The sequence below is a fragment of the Oryzobacter faecalis genome, assembly GCF_046764005.1.
GTDB lineage: Bacteria > Actinomycetota > Actinomycetes > Actinomycetales > Dermatophilaceae > Oryzobacter > Oryzobacter faecalis.
Genome location: NZ_JBKOFW010000005.1, coordinates 1 through 22,810, shown reverse-complemented (window position 1 = coordinate 22,810; position 22,810 = coordinate 1). Strand labels below are relative to the sequence as shown.

21 protein-coding genes are annotated in these 22,810 nt (G+C 75.3%); 9 read left to right on the top strand and 12 right to left on the bottom strand.

Annotated elements, in window-relative coordinates:
* The first annotated feature begins 4 nt into the window (after positions 1-4).
* Positions 5-946, top strand: a complete 942-nt coding sequence (locus tag ACK8HX_RS10785) for a hypothetical protein (RefSeq protein ID WP_411940704.1) — start codon at positions 5-7, stop codon at positions 944-946.
* Positions 947-1,028: 82 nt separating this feature from the next.
* On the opposite strand, the gene purF is transcribed toward ACK8HX_RS10785, so the two are convergent.
* Both purF and ACK8HX_RS10775 read right to left on the bottom strand, forming a co-directional pair.
* Positions 1,029-2,651, bottom strand: a complete 1,623-nt coding sequence (gene purF, locus ACK8HX_RS10780; protein ID WP_411940703.1) for an amidophosphoribosyltransferase — start codon at positions 2,649-2,651, stop codon at positions 1,029-1,031.
* 59 nt (positions 2,652-2,710) lie between these two features.
* Positions 2,711-2,944 (bottom strand): hypothetical protein, encoded by a 234-nt coding sequence (locus ACK8HX_RS10775; RefSeq protein ID WP_411940702.1) that lies wholly within the window; start codon positions 2,942-2,944, stop codon positions 2,711-2,713.
* 110 nt (positions 2,945-3,054) lie between these two features.
* Between ACK8HX_RS10775 and ACK8HX_RS10770 the strand changes: the two genes are divergently transcribed.
* The 4 genes from ACK8HX_RS10770 (at position 3,055) to ACK8HX_RS10755 (ending at position 6,882) form a co-directional block, all read left to right on the top strand.
* The gene (locus ACK8HX_RS10770; RefSeq protein ID WP_411940701.1) at positions 3,055-4,635 is read left to right on the top strand and encodes a molybdopterin-dependent oxidoreductase; all 1,581 of its coding nucleotides are present in this window, start codon (positions 3,055-3,057) and stop codon (positions 4,633-4,635) included.
* Positions 4,636-4,851: 216 nt separating this feature from the next.
* A complete protein-coding gene (locus ACK8HX_RS10765; protein WP_411940700.1) occupies positions 4,852-5,490 on the top strand; it encodes a fasciclin domain-containing protein in 639 nt (212 codons plus the stop codon).
* 22 nt (positions 5,491-5,512) lie between these two features.
* A complete protein-coding gene (sigK, locus tag ACK8HX_RS10760; RefSeq protein ID WP_411940699.1) occupies positions 5,513-6,115 on the top strand; it encodes an ECF RNA polymerase sigma factor SigK in 603 nt (200 codons plus the stop codon).
* Positions 6,112-6,882: an anti-sigma factor gene (locus tag ACK8HX_RS10755; protein ID WP_411940698.1), complete on the top strand. Its 771-nt coding sequence runs from the start codon at positions 6,112-6,114 to the stop codon at positions 6,880-6,882. Before sigK ends, ACK8HX_RS10755 begins: the two co-directional genes overlap by 4 nt.
* On the opposite strand, the gene ACK8HX_RS10750 is transcribed toward ACK8HX_RS10755, so the two are convergent.
* Positions 6,866-7,747 (bottom strand): LLM class flavin-dependent oxidoreductase, encoded by an 882-nt coding sequence (locus tag ACK8HX_RS10750; protein ID WP_411940697.1) that lies wholly within the window; start codon positions 7,745-7,747, stop codon positions 6,866-6,868. The genes ACK8HX_RS10755 and ACK8HX_RS10750 overlap by 17 nt on opposite strands.
* Positions 7,744-8,127, bottom strand: coding sequence for a sterol carrier family protein (locus ACK8HX_RS10745; RefSeq protein WP_411940696.1), 384 nt, complete (start codon positions 8,125-8,127; stop codon positions 7,744-7,746). The genes ACK8HX_RS10750 and ACK8HX_RS10745 overlap by 4 nt, the downstream gene beginning before the upstream one ends.
* A 64-nt stretch (positions 8,128-8,191) precedes the next feature.
* Between ACK8HX_RS10745 and ACK8HX_RS10740 the strand changes: the two genes are divergently transcribed.
* Positions 8,192-8,992 carry a spermidine synthase gene (locus ACK8HX_RS10740; protein WP_411940695.1) on the top strand — a complete coding sequence of 267 codons (801 nt, stop codon included), beginning with the start codon at positions 8,192-8,194 and terminating at the stop codon, positions 8,990-8,992.
* 34 nt (positions 8,993-9,026) lie between these two features.
* On the opposite strand, the gene ACK8HX_RS10735 is transcribed toward ACK8HX_RS10740, so the two are convergent.
* Together ACK8HX_RS10735 and purL are read right to left on the bottom strand one after the other, a co-directional pair.
* Complete coding sequence (locus ACK8HX_RS10735; RefSeq protein ID WP_411940694.1) at positions 9,027-9,446, bottom strand: DivIVA domain-containing protein; 420 nt, start codon at positions 9,444-9,446, stop codon at positions 9,027-9,029.
* The gene (gene purL / locus ACK8HX_RS10730; protein WP_411940693.1) at positions 9,446-13,348 is read right to left on the bottom strand and encodes a phosphoribosylformylglycinamidine synthase; all 3,903 of its coding nucleotides are present in this window, start codon (positions 13,346-13,348) and stop codon (positions 9,446-9,448) included. The genes ACK8HX_RS10735 and purL overlap by 1 nt, the downstream gene beginning before the upstream one ends.
* A gap of 127 nt (positions 13,349-13,475) precedes the next feature.
* Between purL and ACK8HX_RS10725 the strand changes: the two genes are divergently transcribed.
* Positions 13,476-13,901 carry an SRPBCC family protein gene (locus ACK8HX_RS10725; RefSeq protein WP_411940692.1) on the top strand — a complete coding sequence of 142 codons (426 nt, stop codon included), beginning with the start codon at positions 13,476-13,478 and terminating at the stop codon, positions 13,899-13,901.
* Positions 13,894-14,472, top strand: a complete 579-nt coding sequence (locus ACK8HX_RS10720) for a TetR/AcrR family transcriptional regulator (RefSeq protein ID WP_411940691.1) — start codon at positions 13,894-13,896, stop codon at positions 14,470-14,472. Before ACK8HX_RS10725 ends, ACK8HX_RS10720 begins: the two co-directional genes overlap by 8 nt.
* Here the strand turns inward: ACK8HX_RS10720 and ACK8HX_RS10715 are convergent.
* The 6 genes from ACK8HX_RS10715 to soxR form a co-directional block, all read right to left on the bottom strand.
* Complete coding sequence (locus ACK8HX_RS10715) at positions 14,462-15,391, bottom strand: phosphoribosylaminoimidazolesuccinocarboxamide synthase (protein ID WP_411940690.1); 930 nt, start codon at positions 15,389-15,391, stop codon at positions 14,462-14,464. The two genes, ACK8HX_RS10720 and ACK8HX_RS10715, sit on opposite strands and share 11 nt — an antisense overlap.
* A gap of 158 nt (positions 15,392-15,549) precedes the next feature.
* Complete coding sequence (locus ACK8HX_RS10710) at positions 15,550-16,128, bottom strand: hypothetical protein (protein ID WP_411940689.1); 579 nt, start codon at positions 16,126-16,128, stop codon at positions 15,550-15,552.
* 53 nt (positions 16,129-16,181) lie between these two features.
* Complete coding sequence (locus ACK8HX_RS10705) at positions 16,182-16,637, bottom strand: RidA family protein (RefSeq protein WP_411940688.1); 456 nt, start codon at positions 16,635-16,637, stop codon at positions 16,182-16,184.
* Positions 16,638-16,738: 101 nt separating this feature from the next.
* Positions 16,739-18,175: an FAD-binding oxidoreductase gene (locus ACK8HX_RS10700; protein ID WP_411940687.1), complete on the bottom strand. Its 1,437-nt coding sequence runs from the start codon at positions 18,173-18,175 to the stop codon at positions 16,739-16,741.
* Between the two features lie 86 nt (positions 18,176-18,261).
* Positions 18,262-21,546 carry a BTAD domain-containing putative transcriptional regulator gene (locus tag ACK8HX_RS10695; RefSeq protein ID WP_411940686.1) on the bottom strand — a complete coding sequence of 1,095 codons (3,285 nt, stop codon included), beginning with the start codon at positions 21,544-21,546 and terminating at the stop codon, positions 18,262-18,264.
* Between the two features lie 84 nt (positions 21,547-21,630).
* A complete protein-coding gene (soxR, locus tag ACK8HX_RS10690; protein WP_411940685.1) occupies positions 21,631-22,101 on the bottom strand; it encodes a redox-sensitive transcriptional activator SoxR in 471 nt (156 codons plus the stop codon).
* 56 nt (positions 22,102-22,157) lie between these two features.
* Here soxR and ACK8HX_RS10685 point away from each other — a divergent pair, with 56 nt between their 5' ends.
* Positions 22,158-22,736: an MFS transporter gene (locus ACK8HX_RS10685; RefSeq protein WP_411940684.1), complete on the top strand. Its 579-nt coding sequence runs from the start codon at positions 22,158-22,160 to the stop codon at positions 22,734-22,736.
* Positions 22,737-22,810 lie beyond the last annotated feature (74 nt).

The following is a 22,810-nucleotide window of genomic DNA, read 5'->3' as shown; positions in this document are numbered from 1 at the left end:
CCTGGTGAGGCCATCCCTGCAGGTGTCGGTGAAGGACAGGCGCGCCCGCGCTCGGGTGCTCGCGGCCGACCACGACGGGGTGCTCTCGAGGGCGTTGCTCCGGTCGGTGGGCGTCGACCACCGGATGGTCCGACGTGAGGTCGCCAGCGAGCGGTGGGCGCTCCACGGGGTCCAGACGGTGTCGATGACGACGGGTCTCCTCGGGGTCGAGGCCCGCCGTTGGCGCGCGGTGTGGGAGGTGGGGCAGCAGGTCGCCGCCCTCGACGGAGTCACCTCACTGCAGCACGCCGGCATGACCGGCTACACCGACGACACCGTGCACGTGTCGGTCAAGCACACGACCGAGGTCGTCGACGTCGAAGGCGTGGCGATCCACAAGGTGATCCGCCGCGTCCCGGGCGAGCTCGTCGTCGCCGGGATCCCCAGGACCAGGCCCCCGGTTGCTGCCATCCGGGCTGCGCGCTGGGCCACCACCGACCGACGGGCCGCTCTGCTCCTCGTGATGCCGGTGCAGCAGCGACTCTGCACCGGACGCCAGCTCCTCGACGCCGTGGCGGTCGTCCGCGGCCGCACCCGCCGGGCCTTCATCCGCACCGTCGCACATGACATCGACGACGGAGCCCACTCGCTCGGCGAGCTCGACGTCGTCGCTGCTTGCCGAGCCCGAGGGCTCCCCGAACCGGCGCGGCAGAGCATCCGCCGCCTGCCCAACGGCACGGCCTACCTCGACATCGAGTGGCCGGAGGCCCGCCTCGTGGTCGAGGTCGACGGCGCGGGCCACCTCCGCGGGTTGCAGATGATCGATGACGACCTGCGTCAGAACGCCGTCGCGATGGGCGACGACCTGGTCCTACGGGTTGGCCTCATCGGCTGGCGGCTCGGTCGCGAGCCCTACCTCGACCAGATCTGCGGCGCCTACTGGCAGCGACGGTGGCGAGCAGCCTGACCAGCGCCGCCCCGTTCGAGGTGAAATCCGACCCTCGGACGGTCCCGTTTCACCTCGACCCGGGGTTACGCACGGCGGGGGCTCAGGGGCGGAGGAGGGCCTCGGCGGCGCCACCGGCCGCGGAGGTCGGGACGCCCTCGACGTCCATGGGCAGCTCGTCCGCGCCGTCCACGACGGGCCGGTGGAGCGGGTGCCGCTCGCCGACCGCCCGCTCGCCGCCGTTGACCGCCACGAGGGGCAGCTCGAGCTCGAGCACACCCTTGCCGTACCGGCCGTCCTCGGGCAGCGCCACCGGGTAATGGCCGGTGAAGCACGCCGTGCACAGCCGGTCGCGCGGCTGGTCGGTGGCAGCGATCATCCCCTCCTCGGAGATGTAGCCCAGGCTGTCGGCGCCGATCGAGTTGCACACCTCCTCGACCCCGAGCCCGGTCGCGATGAGCTCGGCGCGGGTGGCGAAGTCGATGCCGTAGAAGCACGGCCAGCGCACCGGCGGCGAGGAGATCCGCACGTGGACCTCGGCCGCCCCGGCCTCGCGCAGCATCCGCACGAGGGCCCGCTGGGTGTTGCCGCGGACGATGGAGTCGTCGACGACGACGAGCCGCTTGCCCTTGATGACGTCGCGAAGAGGGTTGAGCTTCAACCGGATGCCGAGCTGGCGGATCGTCTGCGACGGGGCGATGAAGGTGCGCCCGACGTACGAGTTCTTCACCAGACCCTGCCCGTAGGGGATGCCCGACTCCTGGGCGTAGCCGATGGCGGCGGGCGTGCCCGACTCGGGCGTCGGCATCACGAGGTCGGCCTCGACCGGGTGCTCGCGCGCGAGGGCCCGGCCCATCTCGACCCGCGACTCGTGGACGCCGCGCCCGCTGATCGTCGTGTCGGGGCGGGCGAGGTAGACGTACTCGAACACGCAGCCCTTGGGCTGGGCCTCGGCGAAGCGGCGCGAGCGCAGGCCGTCCTCGTCGACGACGACGAGCTCGCCCGGCTCGACCTCCCGCACGTAGGAGGCGCCGACGATGTCGAGGGCCGCGGTCTCGGAGGCGACGACCCAGCCGCGCTCGAGCCGGCCGATGACGAGGGGCCGGATGCCCTGCGGGTCGCGAGCGGCGTAGAGGGTGTGCTCGTCCATGAAGACGAAGCAGAACGCGCCGCGCAGGAGGGGCAGGGTCTCGAGGGCGGCGGCCTCGAGGGTGCGGTCGGGGTCGTCGGCGAGGAGCGCGGTGACGAGCGCGGTGTCGGTCGTGTTCCCACGGGCGAGCTCGCCCACGTGCGGGTCGAGGCCGCGGCGGCCCTCGACGAGGTCGCGCAGCTCGGCGCTGTTGATGAGGTTGCCGTTGTGGGCGAGCGCGACCGTGCCGCCGGTGTGCCCGCCGAGGGTGGGCTGGGCGTTCTCCCAGGTCGAGCCGCCCGTCGTGGAGTAGCGGCAGTGGCCGACGGCGAGGTGGCCGCGCAGCGAGGCGAGCGAGCGCTCGTCGAAGACCTGGCTCACCAGCCCCATGTCCTTGTAGACGAGGAGGCGCTTGCCGTCGGAGGTCGCGATCCCCGCCGACTCCTGCCCACGGTGCTGCAGCGCGTAGAGCCCGTAGTAGGTCAGCTTGGCGACGTCCTCGCCGGGGGCCCAGACCCCGAAGACCCCGCAGGCATCCTGGGGTCCCTTCTCGCCGGGGAGGATGTCGTGGGAGAGGCGTCCGTCACCGCGTGGCACGTGCCTCATCCTCCCACACGGTCGCCGACGAGGTCGGGGGGTCGCGCGGGCGTGCCCGGTCAGTCGCCGTCGCGGCGCCGCTCGAGGGCGAGGGCGACCACCGCGCCGAGCAGCCCGAGGAGCCCGGCACCGAGCAGCCCGAGGTAGCCGATGGCCGCGGTGGGTGAGTACGTCCCGACCGTGCGGACGGCGGCCTCGTCGGGCCGGGTCGCGACCCAGGCGCCCGCCAGGAAGCCGATGACCGCCCCGGTGAGGATGAAGGGGAGGAAGCGGGGGCGGCGCGGTCCGGTCACGCTGCCTACGGTACGTGAGCCGTCGCGACCTCCCGGCGACGGGACGCCGCGTGGGCGCACACTGGCGGGGTGAGCCCATCCGCCGTCCGTGCGCTCTCCGAACCCCGACCATGACGTCGACCAGCCCGACCGGAGCAGTGCGCCGCCCCCACCGCCGGTGGTACGCCGCGGGCGCCCTCCTGGCCACCGCGGCCGGAGCGGGGGTCGGACACCTCCTCGCCGGTGCCGTGGCCCCTGAGTCCTCGCCGGTGCTGGCGGTCGGCTCGACCGTCATCGACCTCACCCCCACCCCCGTCAAGGAGTGGGCGGTCGCGCAGTTCGGCACCGCCGACAAGCCGATCCTCATCGGGTCGGTCGCCCTGGTCACCCTCCTCGCGGCGGGCGCGCTCGGGATCCTCGCCCGCACCCGCCGCTCGCTCGGGCTGTCCCTGCTCGGCGCGCTCGCCATGGTCGCGGCGCTCGCCGCCGTCGTGCGCCCGACCGCCGGTCCCGTCGACGTCCTGCCCGGGCTCGCGACCGCCGTCGTCGGTGTCGTGGGCGGTTCGTGGTTCATGGGCCTCCTCGACCGGATGGGCGCCGCCGACGCCGACCCGACGTCCGGCGCCGGGGCCGGGGCCGGCATCCGCTCCGACGGGTCCGCGGGCCGCCGCCACGTCCTCGCCGGTGCCGCCGGCCTCGGCGCCCTCGCCGCGACGGGAGGGGCGCTCGGGCAGGTGCTCGCCCGCGGCGGGTCGCCGTCGTCGGTGACGCTCCCCGCGGCGGCACAGCCCCTGCCGGCCCTCCCGCGCGGGATCGAGTCGGCCGTCCGCGGCGTCTCGGCCTTCCGCACCCCGAACGACAGCTTCTACCGGATCGACACCGCCCTCGTGATCCCGCGGGTGTCGGTCGAGGGATGGACGCTGCGCATCGACGGCGACGTCGACCGGCCGTTCGAGCTGACCTTCGACGACCTCGTCGCGATGCCGCTCGTCGAGGCCGACATCACCCTCACCTGCGTCTCGAACGAGGTCGGCGGCCCCTACGTCGGCGGCGCCCGCTGGCTCGGGGTCCGCACTCGCGACCTCCTCGAGCGGGCGGGGGTGCGGCCCGGCGCCGACCAGGTCCTCAGCCACTCGACCGACGGGATGACCATCTCGACCCCGGTCCAGGCGCTCACCGACGACCGCGACGCCCTCGTCGCCATCGGGATGAACGGGGAGCCGCTCCCCGCGGTGCACGGGTTCCCGGCCCGGCTCGTGACGCCGGGCCTCTACGGGTTCGTCGGCGCGACCAAGTGGCTGGCCCGGATGCAGGCCACGACCTACCGCGCCGAGCAGGCGTACTGGACCCGGCGTGACTGGGCGACCGACGCACCGATCCTCACCCAGTCGCGGATCGACACGCCCCGCGGGCTCAACCGCCTCGCGGCCGGTGAGGTCGTCGTCGGTGGCGTCGCGTGGGCCCAGCAGCGCGGCATCGAGAAGGTCGAGGTGCGCGTCGACGACGGAGAGTGGCAGGAGGTCGAGCTCGGCCCCGACGCCGGCATCGACTACTGGCGCCAGTGGTCCTTCCGCTGGGACGCCCCGGTGGGACGGCACGACCTCACCGTCAGGGCCACCGACGCCACCGGTGCGACCCAACCCGAGCAGGAGGCGACCCCCTTCCCCAAGGGCGCCACCGGCTGGCACTCCATCGTCGTCATCGTCGAGTGACCCGAGGGGTCACTCCACGCGGGATCGGCGGTCACCACCCGCGGGAACGGGTCGGGCGAGCCGTTCCCGCGGGTCTTGTCGTCCAACGCCGTTGGGGGACAGCAGGTCACGATCAGGTCACGACGAAGAGAAGTGCCGTACAGGGCAATCCAATGGTCACTGGGTGGCGAACCACCGACGTCAGGAAGTAGCCCCCACTCGTCAAGGAGCAATCCCATGCGTTCCACCCGGATGACCGTCGCCGCCCTGGCGCTCGCCCTCCCCCTGACCCTCGCCGCGTGCGGGTCGGCCGACTCCGAGTCCGGCTCGACCTCGTCCGACGCCATGACCTCGGCCGCCCCGTCGGCCAGCCCGTCGGAGTCGATGTCGATGGGCGACCAGCCCTTCGGCGCGGCCTGCTCCGCGGTCCCCGCGGACGGTGCCGGCTCGTTCGACGGCATGGCCAAGGACCCGGTCGCCACCGCGGCGAGCAACAACCCGGTGCTCTCCACGCTCGTCACGGCCGTGACCGAGGCGGGCCTGGGCGAGACGCTCAACACCTCCAAGGACATCACCGTGTTCGCCCCGACCAACGACGCGTTCGCCGCCCTGCCGAAGGAGACCCTGGACGCGGCGATGGCCGACCCCAAGGGCCTGCTGACCACCGTCCTCACCAACCACGTCGTCGAGGGTCGTCTCGCCCCCGACCAGGTGGCGGGCGAGCACAAGACGCTGTCCGGCAAGTCCATCACCGTCGCGGGCTCCGGCGAGGAGTTCACCGTGACCCCCGGTGACGCGAAGGTCGTCTGCGGCAACGTGCAGACCGCGAACGCCACCGTGTACATCATCGACAAGGTGCTCGTCCCCGCGAGCTGACCGATCAGCCATGATGGACGACATGACAGCCGCCTCCCCGGGTCAGCGACACCCCGCTCCCGGGGAGGCGGCCGCCTCGGCGCCCGACCTCGCGGAGCTGCTCCGCAGGTCGGCCCGAGGCGACGAGGCCGCCTTCGCCGAGCTCTACGACGCGACGTCCCGCCGCCTGTTCGGACTCGTCCTGCGCGTCGTCCGCGACCACGCCATGTCGGAGGAGGTGACCCAGGAGGTCTACCTCGACGTCTGGCGGCAGAGCGCCCGCTTCGACCCCGACCGGGGCAGCGCCCTGTCGTGGCTGATGACGATCGCCCACCGGGCCGCCGTCGACCGGGTCCGCTCGAGCGAGGCCTCGCGCCGCCGCGACGACGCCCACGCCGTGGCGACCCGGGACGTCGAGTTCGACACCACCGCCGAGTCCGCCCAGGCCTCCCTCGAGGCCCAACGGGTCCGGCGCGCCCTGTCCACCCTCACCGATGCCCAGCGCAGCGCGGTCGAGCTCGCCTTCCTCGGCGGGTACACCCACACCGAGGTCGCCCGACTGCTCGACGTGCCACTGGGCACTGCCAAGACCAGGATCCGGGACGGCCTCATCCGTCTCCGGGACACGTTGGGAGTACCGGCATGAGCCCCGATCTGCACCACCTGTCCGGTGCGTACGCGGTCGATGCCCTCGACGAGCGCGAGCGCACGAGCTTCGAGCAGCACCTCGCGGGCTGCCCCGACTGCCGGGCCGAGGTCGCCGAGCTGACCGCCGCCGCGCACGCCCTCACCGCCCTCACCGAGTCGACCCCGCCGCCCACGCTGCGCGACGCGGTGCTCGCCGGCATCGCCCAGGTCCGCCCGCTCCCCCCGGTCGACACCGGGGCCGATGGGTCGCTGCCCTCCGCCGACGCAGCGACGGCTCCCGGTGGGCTCCCGGCTGACGGCGGCACGCGGGGCGGGGTGGTCGTGCCGTTCCGCCGTCGGACCACCCGGTGGCTCGCCGCGGTGGCGGCCGCTGCCGCGGTCGCCGTGGGTGGGCTCGTGTGGTCGCCGTGGTCCGACCCGTCGCCGTACGACCAGGTGGTCGCCGCGGCCGACGCCCGGACGGTGACGAGCACGCACGACGGCACGAGCGCCACCGTGACGTGGAGCCGCGAGCTGGGCCGCTCGGCCATCTCGGTCTCGGGCCTGCCCTCGCTGCCGGACGACCGCACCTACCAGCTCTGGTACGGCTCCGCCGACCAGAAGTTCACCGGGGCCGGACTGTTCGACACCGACGCCTCGGGCCGGGCCACGGCCGTCCTCGACGGTGACGTGCGCAGCGCCACCGCGGTCGGCGTGACGGTGGAACCGGCGGGCGGGTCGGCGCAGCCGACGAGCGCGCCGATCATGCTCATGACCCTGACGTGATGACGTCGGCCGCCACCCGCTCGAGGACGTCCTCGGTGCCCCGGTACGGGCTGTCGGGGCGCGGCCAGTGCGTGACGACGTCGGTGAACCCGAGCTCGGCGGCCCGCCCGGACATCTCGGTGTAGAGGCCGACCGACTCCAGGGCGTACCGCGGCGAGGAGTCGAGGAGGAGGTAGCGGTCGAGGCCGCTGCGCCCCTCGCCGGTGCAGGCGTCCTCGAAGCGGGTCGAGAGCTCGGCGACGTGGGTGAACCACGCGTCGAGGGTGTCGCCCTTCCCGCCGTACGTGGCCCAGGCGTCGCCGAGGCGGGCGGCGAGCGCGACGGAGCGCGGGCCGTTGGCGGCGACGACCAGGGGAACCCTGTCGCGGACCGGTTCGGGGAGCGTGCGCGCGTCCCGGGTGGCGTAGTGGCTGCCCTGGTGGTCGACGTGGTCCTCGCGCAGCAGCCGGTCGAGGAGCCCGGTGAACTCGTGGAAGCGGTCGACCCGCTCCCGGAGCGGGCGGTCCTCGCCGAGGATGCGGCTGTCGAGGTCGCCGCCGGCCCCGATGCCGAGGAGGAAGCGCCCACCGCTCGCGTCGTCGAGGGTGAGGGCGTCGCGGGCGAGGACGTAGGGGTGCCGGAAGTTCGGCGAGGCCACGAAGACCCCGAGCCCGATCGTCGACGTCACCGTGGAGGCCAGCGCGAGCGTGGGCGCGAAGGCGAAGACCGGGGAGTCCGGAAGCCCACCCCAGACGAGGTGGTCGTAGGTCCAGGCGTGGTCGAAGCCGAGCTCCTCGGCCGCGACCCAGCGCGGCCGCGCGGTGGCCCAGCGGTGCTCGGGGACGACGACGATGCCGTGGCGCAGGCGGGCGCCCTCGGCGCTCACCGGGTGACCTCGGTGGCCTCGACGAGGGGGAGGAGCCCGTCGAGCCGGGCGCGGATGCCGCTGACCCGCAGCCGCCCCTCGGCGAGGGCCTCGGCCCAGCGCAGCTCGCCGACGGCGAGGCGCAGCCAGGTCTCGGCATCGGCCTCGACGACGTTGGGCGGGGTCCCGCGGGTGTGGGTGGGGCCCTCGACGCACTGGACCGCACCGAACGGCGGCACCCGCACCTCGACGCTGCGGCCGGGGGCGCGGGCACCGAGCTCCTCGAGCGTGTAGCGGACCGCCGTGCCACGGGTGGACCGGTCGACGCCGTCGGGGTCGGCCCGCCACGCGGCGAGCGCGGCGAGGCCCAGCGAGGGGTCGGTTCGGCGGCGCGGGGGCATCGCCCCATCGTAGGAGGGCCCCGCGACGACCGGCCCCACACGGTTCGGCGCATAGCCTGCGGGGGTGGCCGAGGTGGAGTTCGAGCGGGACGGCTCGCTCGTCACGGTCGTCCTCGACGGTCAGGGCCAGTCCGCCGTCGACCTCGACGACCCGCTGCGGCTGGACTTCGAGTACGTCCAGCACCTCGCCCTCTGCCTCGACGCCCTCGCGCCCCACGGACCCCTGCGGGTCACGCACGTCGGCGGTGCCGGCCTGACCCTCCCCCGGTGGGTCCACCACACCCGCCCCGGCTCGCCGCAGATCGTCCTCGAGCCGGACGCGGCCCTCACCGAGGCCGTGCGCCGCGAGCTGCCGCTCCCGCGCGGGCACCGGATCCGTGTGCGACCGGTCGACGGGGCCGCCGGCGTGCGGGCACTGCGCGACGGCAGCGCCGACGTCGTCGTCCTCGACGCCTTCGCCGGCGGCCACGTCCCCGCGGCCCTCACGACGCAGGCCTGGTTCGAGGACGTGGCACGGGTCCTCGCCCCGGCCGGCCTCGTCCTCGCCAACCTCGCGGACGAGCCCGGGATGCGGCACGCGGCGCGGGTCGTCGCCGGGGCGCGAGCCGCCCTCGGGCACGTCGCCGTCGTGGGGCTGCACGAGGTGCTCAAGGGGCGGCGGTTCGGCAACGTCGTCCTCGTCGCGTCCGCCGCGCCGCTCGACCTCTGGACGCTGCGGCGGGCGACCGCCTCCGCCACCCTGCCGACGGGCGTCCTCGGCGGGGAGGACGTGGCGCGGCGCGTCCCGGGGGCGCGCCCGTTCACGCCGGAGGACGCCGAACCCTCGCCCCCACCGCCCGAGCGCGGCGCCTGGCGCCGCCGCTGACCCGCGCCCCGGGGACGCGGGCCGCTCCGCGCCGTCAGCCGCGGTCGCCGCGGAGGGCGCGCAGCACCTTCGCCCCCAGGGTCGGCTCCGCCGCCGCCTGCGACGACCACCCGACACCCCGCGCCGCGCCGGCCGGGCTGGCCGGGCTGGCCGGGCTGGCCGGGGCGACGGGCCGTCCGCCGGACTCGAGGTGTCGCAGGGTGTGGACGACGTCGGCGAGGAAGGCGTCGACGTCGCCCTGGTCGTAGCCGCGGCGGAACCTCGTCGCGGTGAACCGCTTCGCCTCGACCTGTTCGGCGGTCAGCCCGGGCGGCGCTCCGGCCGCGTGCTGCCGCAGCACGGCGACCACCTCGTCGAGGAGGACGTCGACCTCGCGCTCGTCGTAGCCGTCGCGGAACTGGGTCTGGGTGAACAACGCCCCGAGCACGTCCTCGGCGGACAGCAGCCGCGCCATCAGCCCACCCACACGCGGGCGTTGCGGAACATCCGCAGCCACGGGCTCTCGTCGCCGACGGGGGCCGAGGTCCACGACATCTGGGCGTTGCGGAAGACACGCTCGGGGTGCGGCATCATCGCCGTGAACCGGCCGTCGGGGGTCGTCACCGCGGTGAGGCCGTCGGGCGAGCCGTTGGGGTTCGCGGGGTAGCCCAGCGCCGGCTCGCCCCGGTGGTCGACGAAGCGCGCGGCGCGGACGACGCGACCGGCGTCACCGCGCGCGGAGAAGTCGGCGAAGCCCTCGCCGTGCGCCACCGCGATGGGCATCCGGCTGCCCGCCATCCCGGCGAGGAGGACCGAGGGCGAGTCGAGCACCTCGACGAGACTGAGCCGCGCCTCGAACTGCTCGGACCGGTTGCGGGTGAACCGCGGCCACGCCTCGGCGCCGGGCACGAGGTCGGCGAGCGCCGCGAACATCTGGCACCCGTTGCAGATGCCGAGGCCGAAGGTGTCGTCGCGGTGGAAGAAGTCGTGGAAGGCCGCGGTGAGCCGCTCGTGGAAGAGCACCGAGCGGGCCCAGCCCTCGCCGGCCCCGAGGGTGTCGCCGTAGGAGAAGCCCCCGCAGGCCACGAGCCCCACGACGTCGGCGAGGTCGAAGCGACCCGACTGGAGGTCGGTCATGTGGACGTCGTAGGCGTCGAACCCGGCCCTGTCGAAGGCGAACGCGGTCTCGACGTGGCTGTTGACCCCCTGCTCGCGCAGGATGGCGACCTTCGGGCGGACCCCGAGGTTGAGGTACGGCGCCGCGACGTCGTGCGTCGGCTCGAAGGTCGTCTCGACGACGAGCCCGGGGTCGTCGTCGGCCCCGAAGGCGGCGTGCTCCTCGTCGGCGCACGCGGGGTTGTCGCGCAGCACCGAGATCCGCCACGACACCTCGTCCCAGACCTGGGCGAGGTCGCGGACCGGCTCGTCGAGGACGACCTCGTCGCCGATGCCGACACGCACCCGCCGCTCGGCCGACGTCGCCCCGACGACGCCCGACACGTCGCCGAGCCCGTGGTCGTCGAGGACCGCGAGGACGGCATCGGCACTCCCGGAGGGGACCCCGAGCACGACGCCCAGCTCCTCGGCGAACAGCCCCGCGAGAGAGGCGACCTCGACGTCGACCCCGGTCGCACCGGCGAACGCCATCTCGCAGACAGCCGCCCAGAGACCGCCGTCGGAGCGGTCGTGGTACGCCGTCACGAGCCCGCCGGCGCGCAGCTCGACGAGCGCGCCGGCCAGGGCGACGAGCCGCTGCGGGTCGTCGAGGTCGGGGACCTCGGTGCCGCCGAACTCCCCCGACACCTGCGCGAGCATCGAGCCGCCGAGCCGGTCGCGGCCGCCGCCGAGGTCGACGAGGACGAGGTCCGAGGCGGGGAGGAGCTGGGGGGTCCACGTGCCACGGACGTCGGGGAGCGAGGCGAACGCCGACACGACGAGCGAGACGGGCGAGGTGACCTGACGCTGCTCGCCCGACCGGGGGTCCGTCCAGCGGGTGCGCATCGACAGCGAGTCCTTGCCGACCGGCACGGACACCCCGAGGGCGGGGCAGAGCTCCATCGCGACGGCGTGGACGGTGTCGTAGAGGGCGGCGTCCTCGCCGTCCTCGCCGCAGGCCGCCATCCAGTTGCAGGACAGCTTGACCCCGGCGAGGGCCGGCAGGGGTGCGGCGAGGAGGTTGGTCAGCGCCTCGCCCACCGCCATCCGGCCGGACGCGGGCCCGTCGACGGCCGCGAGCGGCATCCGTTCGCCGCTCGCCATCGCCTGGCCCGCGAACCCGAGGTGGTCGGACAGGGTGACGGCGACGTCGGCGACGGGCACCTGCCACGGCCCGACCATCTGGTCGCGGTGCGACAGGCCGCCGACGGTGCGGTCACCGATCGTCACGAGGAAGCGCTTCGAGGCGACCGTGGGGTGCCGGAGGACGGCATGAGCGGCCTCGCGGACGTCGATCCCGTCGAGGTCGAGGGCCGGCGCCGACCGCTCGACGCGGCGCACGTCGCGCGTCATCCGCGGCGGCTTCCCGAGCAGCACCTCCATCGGCATGTCGATGGGCCGGTCGTCGTCCGGTGCGTCCTCCGGCCCCGGCGCGAGGACCAGCTGGGCGTCGTCGCGGGCGACGCCGACGACCGCGAAGGGGCAGCGCTCGCGCTCGGCGAGGGCGGCGAACCGCTCGAGCGACTCGGGGGCGATCGCGAGGACGTAGCGCTCCTGGCTCTCGTTGCACCACGCCTCCTTCGGCGCGAGCCCGGACTCCTCGAGCGGGACCGCCGACAGGTCGAACCGGGCACCGAGGCCGGCGCCGTCGACGAGCTCGGGGAAGGCGTTCGACAGGCCGCCGGCACCGACGTCGTGGATCGCGAGGACGGGGTTGTCGGCGCCGAGGTTCACGCAGTGGTTGATGACCTCCTGCGCCCGCCGCTCGATCTCGGGGTTGCCGCGCTGCACCGAGTCGAAGTCGAGCTCGGCCGCGTTGGCGCCGGACGCCATCGAGGACGCCGCGCCCCCGCCCATGCCGATCCGCATGCCGGGGCCGCCGAGCTGGACGAGGAGGGTCCCCGCGGGGAAGACCACCTTCTCGGTCTGGTCGGCGTCGATCGAGCCGAGCCCTCCGGCGCTCATGATCGGCTTGTGGAACCCGCGGCGCACCCCGTCGACGGTCTGCTCGTAGACCCGGAAGAAGCCGCCGAGACCGGGGCGCCCGAACTCGTTGTTGAAGGCGGCCGCGCCGATGGGCCCGGCCGTCATGATCTCGAGCGGGCTCGCGATGTGCTCGGGTGCGCCGTACGGCTCGCGCTCCCACGGCTCGTCGGTGCCGGGGAGGTGCAGGTTGGAGACGGCGAACCCGGTGAGCCCGGCCTTGGGCCGGCTCCCCCGGCCGGTGGCGCCCTCGTCGCGGATCTCGCCGCCGGCGCCGGTGGCCGCGCCGGGGAACGGGCTGATGGCGGTCGGGTGGTTGTGCGTCTCCACCTTCATGAGGACGTGCACGTCGCCGTCGCGGCCGACGTACCGGCTCGGCCCATCGGTACCCTCGGGCACCCAGCGGGTGACCGGGCCGCCCTCCATGATCGAGGCGTTGTCCTTGTACGCGACGACCGTGCCGGCACCCGCGACCTCCTCGGTGTGCCGGATCATGCCGAACAGCGAGCGCGGCTGCGGCTCGCCGTCGACGACGAAGTCGGCGTTGAAGATCTTGTGGCGGCAGTGCTCGGAGTTGGCCTGCGCGAACATCATCAGCTCGACGTCGGTGGGGTTGCGGCGCAGTCCGGTGAAGGCGTCGACGAGGTAGTCGACCTCGTCCTCGGACAGGGCGAGGCCGAAGCGCCGGTCGGCCTCCTCGATGGCGCCGCGGCCGCCGACGAGGACGTCGACGTGCTCCATCGGCTCCGGCTCGCGCTCGTCGAACAGCGCGGCGGTGTGCTCGAGGGAGGGCATCGCCGTCTCGGTCATCCGGTCGTGGAGCAGGTCGGCCGCGGCCGCCCACTGCTCGTCGGAGAGGGGCGCGTCGGTCGTGAGCGTGTAGGCCGTCACGCGCTCGACCCGGCGCACCCCGACGCCGCAGTTGTGGGCGATGTCGGTGGCCTTGCTCGCCCACGGCGAGAGCGTCCCGAGCCGGGGCGAGACGACGACGGTCGCGTGGTGGGCACCCTCGGGCCCCGGCTGCGCGGGCGGGCCGTACGTGAGCAGCCGCTCGACGGTGGCCGCGGTGGCGGTGTCGAGCTCGCGCTCGGAGGCCACGAGGTGGACGTACCGCGCGCCCAGCCCGGTGAGCCCGGGGACGACCCGGTCCAGGTGCGCGCGCAGGGCCGCGGCACGGAAGGGTGAGAGGGCGGTGCCGCCCGGGACGGTGGTCAGCACGAGGTCGTGCGACGAGGCCATGGCGTGCGGTCTCCCGGAGGTGGGCGCGGGGCGGGTCTGCCGGGGCCAAGGCTACCGGCGCCGCCGCGGTCGGCCGCGGCGGGACCACCGGTCGACCTCGGAGGACGACCGGCGTACCGTTTGGTACATGATCGAGGTCGTCCGCGGGTCCACCGCCCCCACCCAGCGCCTCTGGGCGGTGATGTCGGACGTGCGGCGCTGGCCCGAGTGGCTCCCGACCGTCGACGCCGTCACCCCCCTCGACCCGGACCGCGTCGACGAGGTCGGTGCCGAGTACCGCGTCGAGCAGCCGAAGCTGCCCCCGGCCGTGTGGCGGATCACGGAGGTCGTCGAGGGGCGTTCGTTCACCTGGGTGTCGACGGCGCCGGGGATGCGCTCGGTCGGTACCCACGTCCTCACTCCCCAGGCCGACGGGACGACGACCATCACCCTGGGCATCGAGTGGTCCGGCCTGCTCGCCCCGGTCGTCCGCTTCCTCGTCGGCCGCACGGCCCAGGACTACGTCGAGCAGGAGGCCGAGGCCCTCGACCGCACGGCCTCGTCCGGTGCCTGAGGGCGCCCCGTCGCCCCGCGACGACCTCCTCGCGCGGGCGGTCGTCTGGTTCGCCGAGCACGGCGTCGGCGACACGAGCCTGCGCACGCTCGCTGACGGGATCGGAACCAGCCACCGGATGCTCATCTACCACTTCGGTTCTCGCACAGGGCTGCTCGCCGCCGTCGTCGAGGCCGTCGAGCGCGCCGAGCGCCACGCCCTCCTCGAGCTGACCGCCGCGCACGACCCGTTCGAGGCCGGTGCCGCCTTCTGGGCACGCGTCGCCGACCGGGCCGAGGTCTTCGCCCCGCTGTTCTTCGAGCTCTCCAGCCACGCCATGCGGGCGCGGCCGCACGCCGACCCGCTGCGGCGGTGGCTCGACGGCGGGTGGACCACCGCCCTCCGCGACGCCTACGCGGCCGCCGGCGCGCCCCCAGCCCTGGCGGCGACCCTCGCCCTCCAGTCCCTCGCGATGGCGCGCGGCCTGCTCTTCGAGCTCGCCGTCACCGGCGACCGGGACGCCGCGGACGCGGCGATGGCACGCTGGACCGCGGCGGTGCGACGCGACCTCGAGGAGCCGGTCAGGCCGTGAAGGTGCGGCCGGTGAGCCGCTCGTAGGCCTCGACGTACTTCGCGCGGGTGCGCTCGAGCACGTCGTCGGGCATCGGCGGCGGGGCCTCGCCGGACTCCTTGTCCCACCCGCTGGCCGGCGACAGCAGCCACTCGCGGACGAACTCCTTGTCGAAGCTCGGCTGCGTGTGGCCCGGCTCCCACTGGTCGGCGGGCCAGAAGCGCGAGGAGTCGGGGGTGAGCACCTCGTCGGCGAGGACCAGGCCGTCGGGCGCGTCGTCGTCGAGCCCGAACTCGACCTTCGTGTCGGCGATGAGGATTCCGCGTGCAGCGGCGATCTCGTTGCCGCGGGACAGGATCCGCGTCGTGAGGTCGCGGGCGCGCGCGGCGGTGGCCTCCCCCACGGCGGCGACGACGTCCTCGTAGGGCATCGGCTGGTCGTGCTCGCCCTTCGGCGCCTTGGTCGAGGGGGTGAACACGGGCTCCGGGAGGCGGGAGCCGTCGACCAGCCCGTTCGGCAGCGCGACCCCGCTGACCCGGCCGTCGGCCCGGTACTCGCGCAGGCCGCCCCCGGTGAGGTACGCCCGCGCGACGCACTCGACGGGCAGCATCTCCAGGCGCCGGACGAGCACGGCCCGGCCCGCGACCTCCTCGGGGACGTCGGTCGAGACGACGTGGTTGGGGACGAGGTCCTCGAGCTGCTCGAACCACCACAGCGACAGCTGCGTCAGCACGGCGCCCTTGTCGGGGACGGGGGTCTCGAGGATGAAGTCGAAGGCCGAGAGGCGGTCGCTCGCGACGAGCAGGAGCCGGTCCTCGCGCGGCGTGCCGTCGGGTCCGAGGGGCGCGTACAGGTCGCGGACCTTGCCGCTGTAGACGTGCGCGTAGCCCGGCAGCTCGGGGGCCGCCGAGGGCGTGGGGACGGTGGGGGCGTCGGCCATGGCGGCGATTCTTCCAGCCGCGGCACCGCCATCGACCGCGGCACCGCGCAACCACCCCGCCCACGGGGCGACCTACCGCCCCGTCAGTGTCGTGATCGCAGCACTGACGGGGCGGTAGGTCGCGGTGTGGCCGGAGTGGGGGCCGGCGGTCCGGGCGGTCAGGGGCAGCTGACCGCCGGGTTGAACGGCTGCAGGATCCCGGCCGGGTTGGCGACCCCGACCCAGGCGTGCAGGTCGTAGTGCACCGGCATACCCGGCTCGTGGCCCGGCATCGGCCCGTCGAAGGGAACGCCCAGGACCGAGGGTCGGTCGTCGTCGGTCGACAGGTCCTGGTCGGCGTCCGGGACGAACCACTCGACCGCCCCGAGGGTGAGGCCGCCGTCGAGCGCCGGCACGTAGACGAGCATCGGCGGCTTCGCCGGGTCGGGCGGGCCGGCGAGGAGGGCGGGGTTCAGGTAGTGGTAGCCCATCGCGGCCGAGCCGTCGGGGAGGGCGGCACAGCCCCCGACGGGGAACCAGCCCGCCGCCTGCGCGGCGGCCGGGTCGGCGTACGGGGCGACGTCCTTCGCGAGCCGGGCCAGGGCGGCACGCGCGCCGGCCGGCAGCGAACGGCTCGCGTGGGCGCCGTGACCCTCGTGGGCCGAGGCCGAGGAGGTCGCGGCGAGGATGGTGGTGGTGCCGACGGCGGCGGCGACCGCGAGGGCGGCGGCGAGGCGTCGGGAACGGGTCGTGGGCATGGCGGGGGTCCTCTCGTGGGTTCGTTCGGGTGCGGTGCGGGGGATGAGAGCCGTCAGCGGCTGGCGATGACGGTGATCTCGACGGCCATGCCGGGGACGGCGAGGGCCGGGACCTGGGTGGCGATGCCACCGGCGGGGACGACGCCCGCGGCGGCGAACCGCCCGGCGACGTGCTGGTGGCCGTGGACGAAGTAGTCCTGGAGGTCGGTGACGTGCAGGTCGTACCGGACGACGTCGGCGAGGGTCATCCCGGCAGCCGCGAGGACGGTCTCGACGTTGTCCATGGCCGCGGCGGCCTGGCCGGCGACGTCGCCCGCGTGGAGCAGGGCTCCGTCGGCGTCCATGGGCCCCTGGCCGGCGACGTAGAGCGTCTGCCGCGGCGCGGTGACGAGGATCCCCTGGCTGTAGCCGAGGGCGTCCTGCCAGGTCCACGGGTTGACGGTCTCGTGGGTGCGGCCGGCCGCCCGGGCGGGGCGGGGCTGCGTGGTCGTGCTCGTGGTGGTGCTCATGGTCGTGCTCCTTCGCGGGGCGTGGCGGTGGTGGGCGACGGTGGGTGTGGTGGTGTGGTGGTGCGGTGGTGCGGTGGTGCGGTGGGGCCGGCGGCCGCGGCTCAGCAGCGGACCGGCGACGGCGTGGTGCGGACGGGACGGTCGTCGACGAGGGTCGGGCGGTTGCTGACGATCGTCCGCAGCGGGTCGGCGAGCTCCTTGGCGCGCCCGAGGCGGGCGCGGGTGGCGGCGTCCCACCAGAGGGAGGGGTCCTCGCCGGCCTCGAGGAAGTTGAGCAGGGTCCGCCCGCTCGTCGCCCCGGCGACGGCCGCAGAGATCCGGCCGAGGACGGTCTGGATGACGGGGACGAGCTCGGGCACCGCGGGGACGCCCACGGCGAAGAGCGAGTAGGGCTCGCGCACCGCGCCGTGGGACCCGGCGCCCTCCGGCGTGCGCGTGAAGGCACCGCCGAGGTGGCGGACCTGCACCACCGACAGCGGCGACCCGCTCCCCGGGCCGGCGACGGCCGTCAGTGCCTCGATCGTCGTGTCGTCGAGCCGGTCGAGCAGCCGGGAGCGCTGCAGGCCGGGCATCGGGTCGGTCGGCTCGTTGGCGATGGTGCCGAGCTGCCCGATGGGGACGTCGCCGAGGGTGTCCATGACGAGCCCGTCGACCGCACGGAACGGCGCGAGCAGCTGCTCGGCCTCCTCCCGCGTGCCGAGGTGGGCCACGGCGACGCTCGTGAACGACCGGCCTCGCAACGGCTCGGGCACCTCCGGGAACGGCGGGAAGGTGATGGCCTGGAACCACAGGGTCAGTGCGTCGGGGGCGCTCTCGGTGACGTCGCGGAAGGTGGTGAGCACCTCGCGCATCCGCTCGACCGGCCACATCAGCTGGCCGCCGTGGATGGTCGCGGCCGGGTGCAGCGCGACCTCCATCCGCAGGATGACGCCGAAGTCGCCGCCGCCGCCCCGGACCGCCCAGAACAGCTCGGGGTCCTCGGTCGCCGAGAGGCGCCGCAGCCGCCCGAGGCCGTCGACGAGCTCGACGGAGACGATGCTGTCCGAGCCCAGCCCGTACGCGCGCCCGAACCAGCTGATGCCGCCGGTGATCGTCATCCCGACGACCGTGGGGTCCGGGTTCGAGCCGGCGAGGAAGGTCAGGCCGGTGCCGTCGAGGGCGGCGGCGAGCTCGCCCGCCTTGACCCCCGCGCCCACCGTCGCCGTGCGCCGCTGGACGTCGACCTCGATCCCCCCGAGGGCCCGGGTGCGCAGCAGGAGGACGCCCTCGAGGGTGCCGTTGGCGCCGTGCCCGGTCGGCTGGGCCGTGACCCGGACGTCGTGGTCGACCGCCCAGCGGACGGCAGCGATGACGTCGTCGGCGTCGCGGACCTCGAGGACGGCCAGCGGGTGCTGCGGGACGTTGACGACCCAGGCCAGGCTGGCCGGGACGTAGGAGTCATCGCCCGGCACGTGCAGCCGGCCGCTGACGCGGCGGCGGAGGTCGTCGAGCGGGGTGTGGGTGCGGGTGCCCGCCTCGGCGGGGACGGTGTCGGTCATGGCAGTTCCTCTCGGGTCCGGCGGGTCCTGGTGGACCGGTCGGACCGAGAGTGCGGCGAGGCGCTTTCACGCCGCTTGCCGCCGGCTTACCGGACTGGTGACAGCGCGGCGAGGAGCTCCCTCGAGCGGCGCGCCCACGGCCGGCAGCCGATCCGCTCGTTGGCGGCGACCGCGCCGGCGGCCACCTCGGCGGCCCGCGGGTCACCGAGGGCGGCCAGGCCCGCGGCGACGAAGTGGTCGACGCAGCCGAGGTGGTCGATGGTGCCGTAGGACACCGGTTCGCCGAGGTGGTCCACCAGTGGGGCCAGCGCCGCCCGCACCTCGTCGGGGGCCCCCACCGAGGACAGGACGAGCAGCCGCAGGCAGCGACCGGCCGTCGAGCAGTAGTCGACGACGTCGTCGGGTGCCGGCGGCCCGAGGAGCGACCGCGCCCGCTCCGCGTCACCGGACTCGAGGAGGGCGTGGGCGACGAGGGCGCGCAACGGCATCCCGCCCTCCTCGGCGCGGGCCACCGTGGTGTCGTCGACCGGCGCGCCGACCGGCGCACCCCGGACCGCCTGGAGGCAGGCGAGCTCGCGGCTCCCGACGTACCCGAGCCCGCGGAACCGCTCGGCGACCTCGTGGACGAGCTCGACGGCCCCCGGGGCGCCGACGTCGCGCGCCCGCGCCGCCCGCCACCAGGCGAGGGGGATGTCGAGGCCCGTGTGCCGGACCTCGGCCGCGGCCGCGGCGCAGCGTGCCATCGCCTCGTCGGCACCGGCGGGGTCCCCGACGTCCCACCGGACGAGCCCGAGGTAGTACAGGGCGGTGACCTCCAGCTCGCCGGTGGGGGCGAGTCCGAGGAGCTCCTCGACGAGGGCGAGCCGCTCCTGGCGGTGCCAGCTCCCGGTCGAGGCGACGAGGCGCAGCATCATCACCTCGCGCAGCAGCGCGACGTCGCCGACCTCGCGCGCCAGCTCGACCGACTGGCGGCCGAGGTCCTCGACGAGCCGTCCGTTCCACCCGTAGAAGTGCTCGACCTGGAGGATGGCGAGGAGCCGGGCGCGCAAGGGCGGGTCGACCTTCGGCAGGGCCGCCGTGAGCGCCTCGACCAAGGGGGCGTGGACGACGCCGTGCTCGCGCCAGGACCACGGTCCGGAGCCGCTGAGCACGGTCGCGGCGCCGGCGACCGTCTCCCAGTCCCCGAGCGCGCTGCCGACCGCCACCGCGGTGTCGAGGGCGGCGTGCGCCTCGGCCATCCGGCCCAGCCGGATGAGCGCGGCGGCCGCACCCGCGTGGGCCCGTGCCGCGGTCGCCGAGGAGCCGTCGGCGTCGGCGAGGACCTGCTGCCAGAGCTCGAGCGCCTCCGGGTGGGCGTGGCGGGCGACCGCGACGGCCGCGGCGCGGGCGAGCCACTCGCAGGCCCGCGCGGCGTGCTCGCGGCCGAGCGGTGCGGCGACGTGCGCGTGGTGGGCGATCTCGGCGACGGCGTCGGCGTCATCCGGCCGCTGGTGCTCGACGAGGCGTCCGGCCCTGTCGTGCAGCCGCATCCGGCGCGCGGCACTGACCTCGGCGTAGAGCGTCTCGCGGGTGAGGGCGTGGACGAACCCGTACGCCGGGGCCCGCTCCTCGACGAGCCCGTGCGCGACGGCGAGGTCGAGGACGTCGAGGCAGTGGTCGACGGAGGTGTCCGTGAGGCCCGCGAGCAGCTCGGGGTCGACCCGCTGCCCGAGGACGGCCGCCGACGTGAGGACGCGGCCGGCGCCCTCGGGGAGCCTGGCGATCCGCTGGCGGAGGACGTCGCGCACCCCGTCGGGGACCGGCAGGGTCGCGGGGCCGCCGGCGGCGAGCTCCGGGGAGGTGGCGAGCAGGCGCGCGTACTGGAGCACGAAGAAGGGGTTCCCACCGGTCACCCTGGCCACCCGGGCGTCGAGGTCCTCGTCGTGCTCGCCGACGGACGTCGTGAGCAGGCGCCGCACGGAGGCGTCGTCGAGCCCGTCGAGCCGGACCCGCTCGGCCCCGGCCCGGGCGAGCGCGCCGAGGGTGTCCACGAGGGCCGAGCCCGTCCTCGTCTCCGTCGTGCGCCGGGTGGCGACGACGGTGAGCGGCGCCGCGGGCGGGGCGTCGGCGAGGTGGCGCAGCAGCCGGAGGGAGGAGTCGTCGGCCCAGTGGACGTCCTCGAGGACGACGACGAGGGGGCGCACGGCGGCCGCCCGGGACAGGAGGGCCACGACGGCGTCGAACATCCGCAGCCCCGTGCCCGACCCGGAGTCGCCGTCGGCCGCGCCGGCATCGAGGAGGGGGGCGAGGAGGGGGTCGACCGCACCGCCGGTCGCCCCGGCGAGCTCGCGCACGACCGGGAGCCAGGGCCACAGCGCCGGCGCGTAGTCGCCCTCCAGGCACCGGCCGACGACGACGCCGGCGCCCTCGTCGGCGGCGGCCGCTCCCAGGTCGGCGACGAGCCGCGACTTGCCGATGCCGGGCTCACCGGCGACGAGCAGGAAGGCCGCCGCCCCCGTGGCCCGCGACGAGCGGACGACGTCGAGCGCCCCGGCGAGCACGTCGTCGCGGCCCACGCCCCGGCTCCCGGCCCGCTGGTCGCCCCGGCCCGTGCCGGGTGGGGCGCTCGGGGCGGCGGACCGGGCGGCGAGGGAGGGGTCCTGGCGGAGGACGGCCTGCTCCAGCTCGCGGACCTCCGGGGTGGGGTCGACCCCGAGCTCGTCGGCGAGGACCTCGCGCAGCGTGCGCAGGGTGGCGAGCGCGTCGGCCTGGCGCGAGCACCGGTACTGAGCGAGGGCGAGGAGGGCCCAGACACGCTCGCGGTAGGGGTGCCGTGGTGCGAGGTCGGCGAGGGCCCGGAGCGCCTCGTCGGGGCGGTCGAGGTCGAGCAGGGCGCGGGCCCGGTCCTCGCGCAGGCCGAGGTGGAGCTCGTCGAGGCGGTCGGCCTCGCGCCGGACCGAGGGCGCCTCGGTGTCGGCGTACGGCTCCCCGGTCCACCGCTCCAGGGCCGTGTCGGCGAGCGCGAGCCGGGTCGAGGGGTCGGGCGCCGCGAGGGCCGCGACCGCCGCGTCCTCGAAGGCCCAGGTGTCGACGTCGGCGGTGTCCGCCGCGACGGCGTACCCGGCGGCCGTGCTGAGCAGGAGCGTGCCGGTGCGCGTGGTCCGGTCGGGCTCGAGGAGGGCGCGCAGCCGGGAGACCGCGACCTGGACCGCCGACAGCCCGGCCCGGTCCGTGCCCCACACCTCGGCGACGAGCCGCTCGGCCGCGACGGGTGCGCCCTTCGCCGCGAGCAGGACGGCCAGCACCCCGCGCTCCCGGCCGCGGGTCAGCGGCACGCGGGCCCCGGCGACCGTCACCGCCATCGCCCCGAACGCGGTGTACCTGACGCTCACCGGCCACATGCTGGCACGGATCGGGGCGGTGGTGGACCCCCTTCGGCGACGTCGCACGCGGGCCCCTCGGCGCACCGGCGCAGGTCAGGCGGGGTGCCCGTCCTCACCACGGGCCGCCGCCGGCCACCGACGCGCACCCGCACCCTCGGCGGCGAGCTCGTCCTCGGGGTTGTACACGGGGCACGAGCGCAGGGACAGGCAGCCACACCCGATGCACGACGACAGACCGTCGCGGACCCGTTCGAGCGCCTCGATCCGTTCGGTGATGGCATCGTGCCAGCGCCGGGACAGGCGCTCCCAGTCGCGCTTCGTCGGCGGTCGGTCGTGCGGCAGGGACTCCAGGGCCGCACCGATCTCGCTGAGCGACAGGCCGAACCGCTGTCCCGCTCGCACCACGGCGATGCGCCGGAGGACGTGGCGCTCGTAGCGCCGCTGGTTGCCGGGCGTGCGGCTGGACTCGACGAGGCCGCGCTCCTCGTAGAACCGCACCGTCGCGACCGATACCCCGCCGCGGGCCGCGACCTCACCGATGGGCAGGAGGTCGGTGCGGTCCACGGTCCGAGCGTAGCCGAGTTGACCTCACGTGCACTTGAGGTATGAGCATGGTGCCCATGACCTCTCGCACGACGACCCACGGCCTGACCGGGACGGACGCGTCACCCCACGCCGCGCCTCACCCCGCACGGCTGCTCAGCCGTGAGCACCTGCCCGTCGTCGTCGGCGTCGTCTCGCTCGTCACGCTGGCGGCCTTCGAGAACCGGGCGGTCATGACGATCCTCCCGACGGTGGTCCGCGACCTCGACGGCTGGGGGCTCTTCGGGGCCTCGACGGGGGCGTCGCTCGTGACCTTCACGGTCGCGATGGCGTGGTCCGGGGGCTGGACGGACCGGCGCGGCCCGCGGCCGGCGCTGCTCACCGGCCTCGTCGCCTTCGCCGTCGCGCAGGTCGTGTCCGGGCTGGCCCCGACGATGGGGGTCTTCGTCGCCGGCCGCGCCGCCTCCGGGGCCGCCGAGGCCCTCGTCGACACGGCCCTCATGGTCCTCGTCGCCCAGGCGCTGCCCGACGCGCTGCGCGCCAAGGTCTTCGCGTCCTTCGCCGCCGCCTGGGTCCTGCCGAGCCTGCTCGCGCCGAGCATCGCGGGCGGCATCGACGCCCTCGCGGGGTGGCGCGCGGTCTTCGTCGCACCGTGAACCGCCCCGGGTTCAGTGGAGAGTCAGGTGTCCTTCCTCGGCGATCGCCGGGGAGGGGTGTTGGGCAGCGTAGT

Bases quoted from the DNA above. Each gene is read 5' to 3' on its own strand.
- ACK8HX_RS10765 (WP_411940700.1), top strand. From the start codon at position 4,852: ATGCGTTCCACCCGGATGACCGTCGCCGCCCTGGCGCTCGCCCTCCCC.
- purL (WP_411940693.1), bottom strand. From the start codon at position 13,348: ATGGCCTCGTCGCACGACCTCGTGCTGACCACCGTCCCGGGCGGCACC.
- ACK8HX_RS10710 (WP_411940689.1), bottom strand. From the start codon at position 16,128: ATGCCCACGACCCGTTCCCGACGCCTCGCCGCCGCCCTCGCGGTCGCC.
- ACK8HX_RS10770 (WP_411940701.1), top strand. From the start codon at position 3,055: ATGACGTCGACCAGCCCGACCGGAGCAGTGCGCCGCCCCCACCGCCGG.
- ACK8HX_RS10735 (WP_411940694.1), bottom strand. From the start codon at position 9,446: ATGGCGCGGCTGCTGTCCGCCGAGGACGTGCTCGGGGCGTTGTTCACC.
- ACK8HX_RS10755 (WP_411940698.1), top strand. From the start codon at position 6,112: ATGAGCCCCGATCTGCACCACCTGTCCGGTGCGTACGCGGTCGATGCC.
- ACK8HX_RS10700 (WP_411940687.1), bottom strand. From the start codon at position 18,175: ATGACCGACACCGTCCCCGCCGAGGCGGGCACCCGCACCCACACCCCG.
- ACK8HX_RS10705 (WP_411940688.1), bottom strand. From the start codon at position 16,637: ATGAGCACCACCACGAGCACGACCACGCAGCCCCGCCCCGCCCGGGCG.
- ACK8HX_RS10725 (WP_411940692.1), top strand. From the start codon at position 13,476: ATGATCGAGGTCGTCCGCGGGTCCACCGCCCCCACCCAGCGCCTCTGG.
- ACK8HX_RS10745 (WP_411940696.1), bottom strand. From the start codon at position 8,127: ATGCCCCCGCGCCGCCGAACCGACCCCTCGCTGGGCCTCGCCGCGCTC.
- sigK (WP_411940699.1), top strand. From the start codon at position 5,513: ATGACAGCCGCCTCCCCGGGTCAGCGACACCCCGCTCCCGGGGAGGCG.
- ACK8HX_RS10685 (WP_411940684.1), top strand. From the start codon at position 22,158: ATGACCTCTCGCACGACGACCCACGGCCTGACCGGGACGGACGCGTCA.
- ACK8HX_RS10715 (WP_411940690.1), bottom strand. From the start codon at position 15,391: ATGGCCGACGCCCCCACCGTCCCCACGCCCTCGGCGGCCCCCGAGCTG.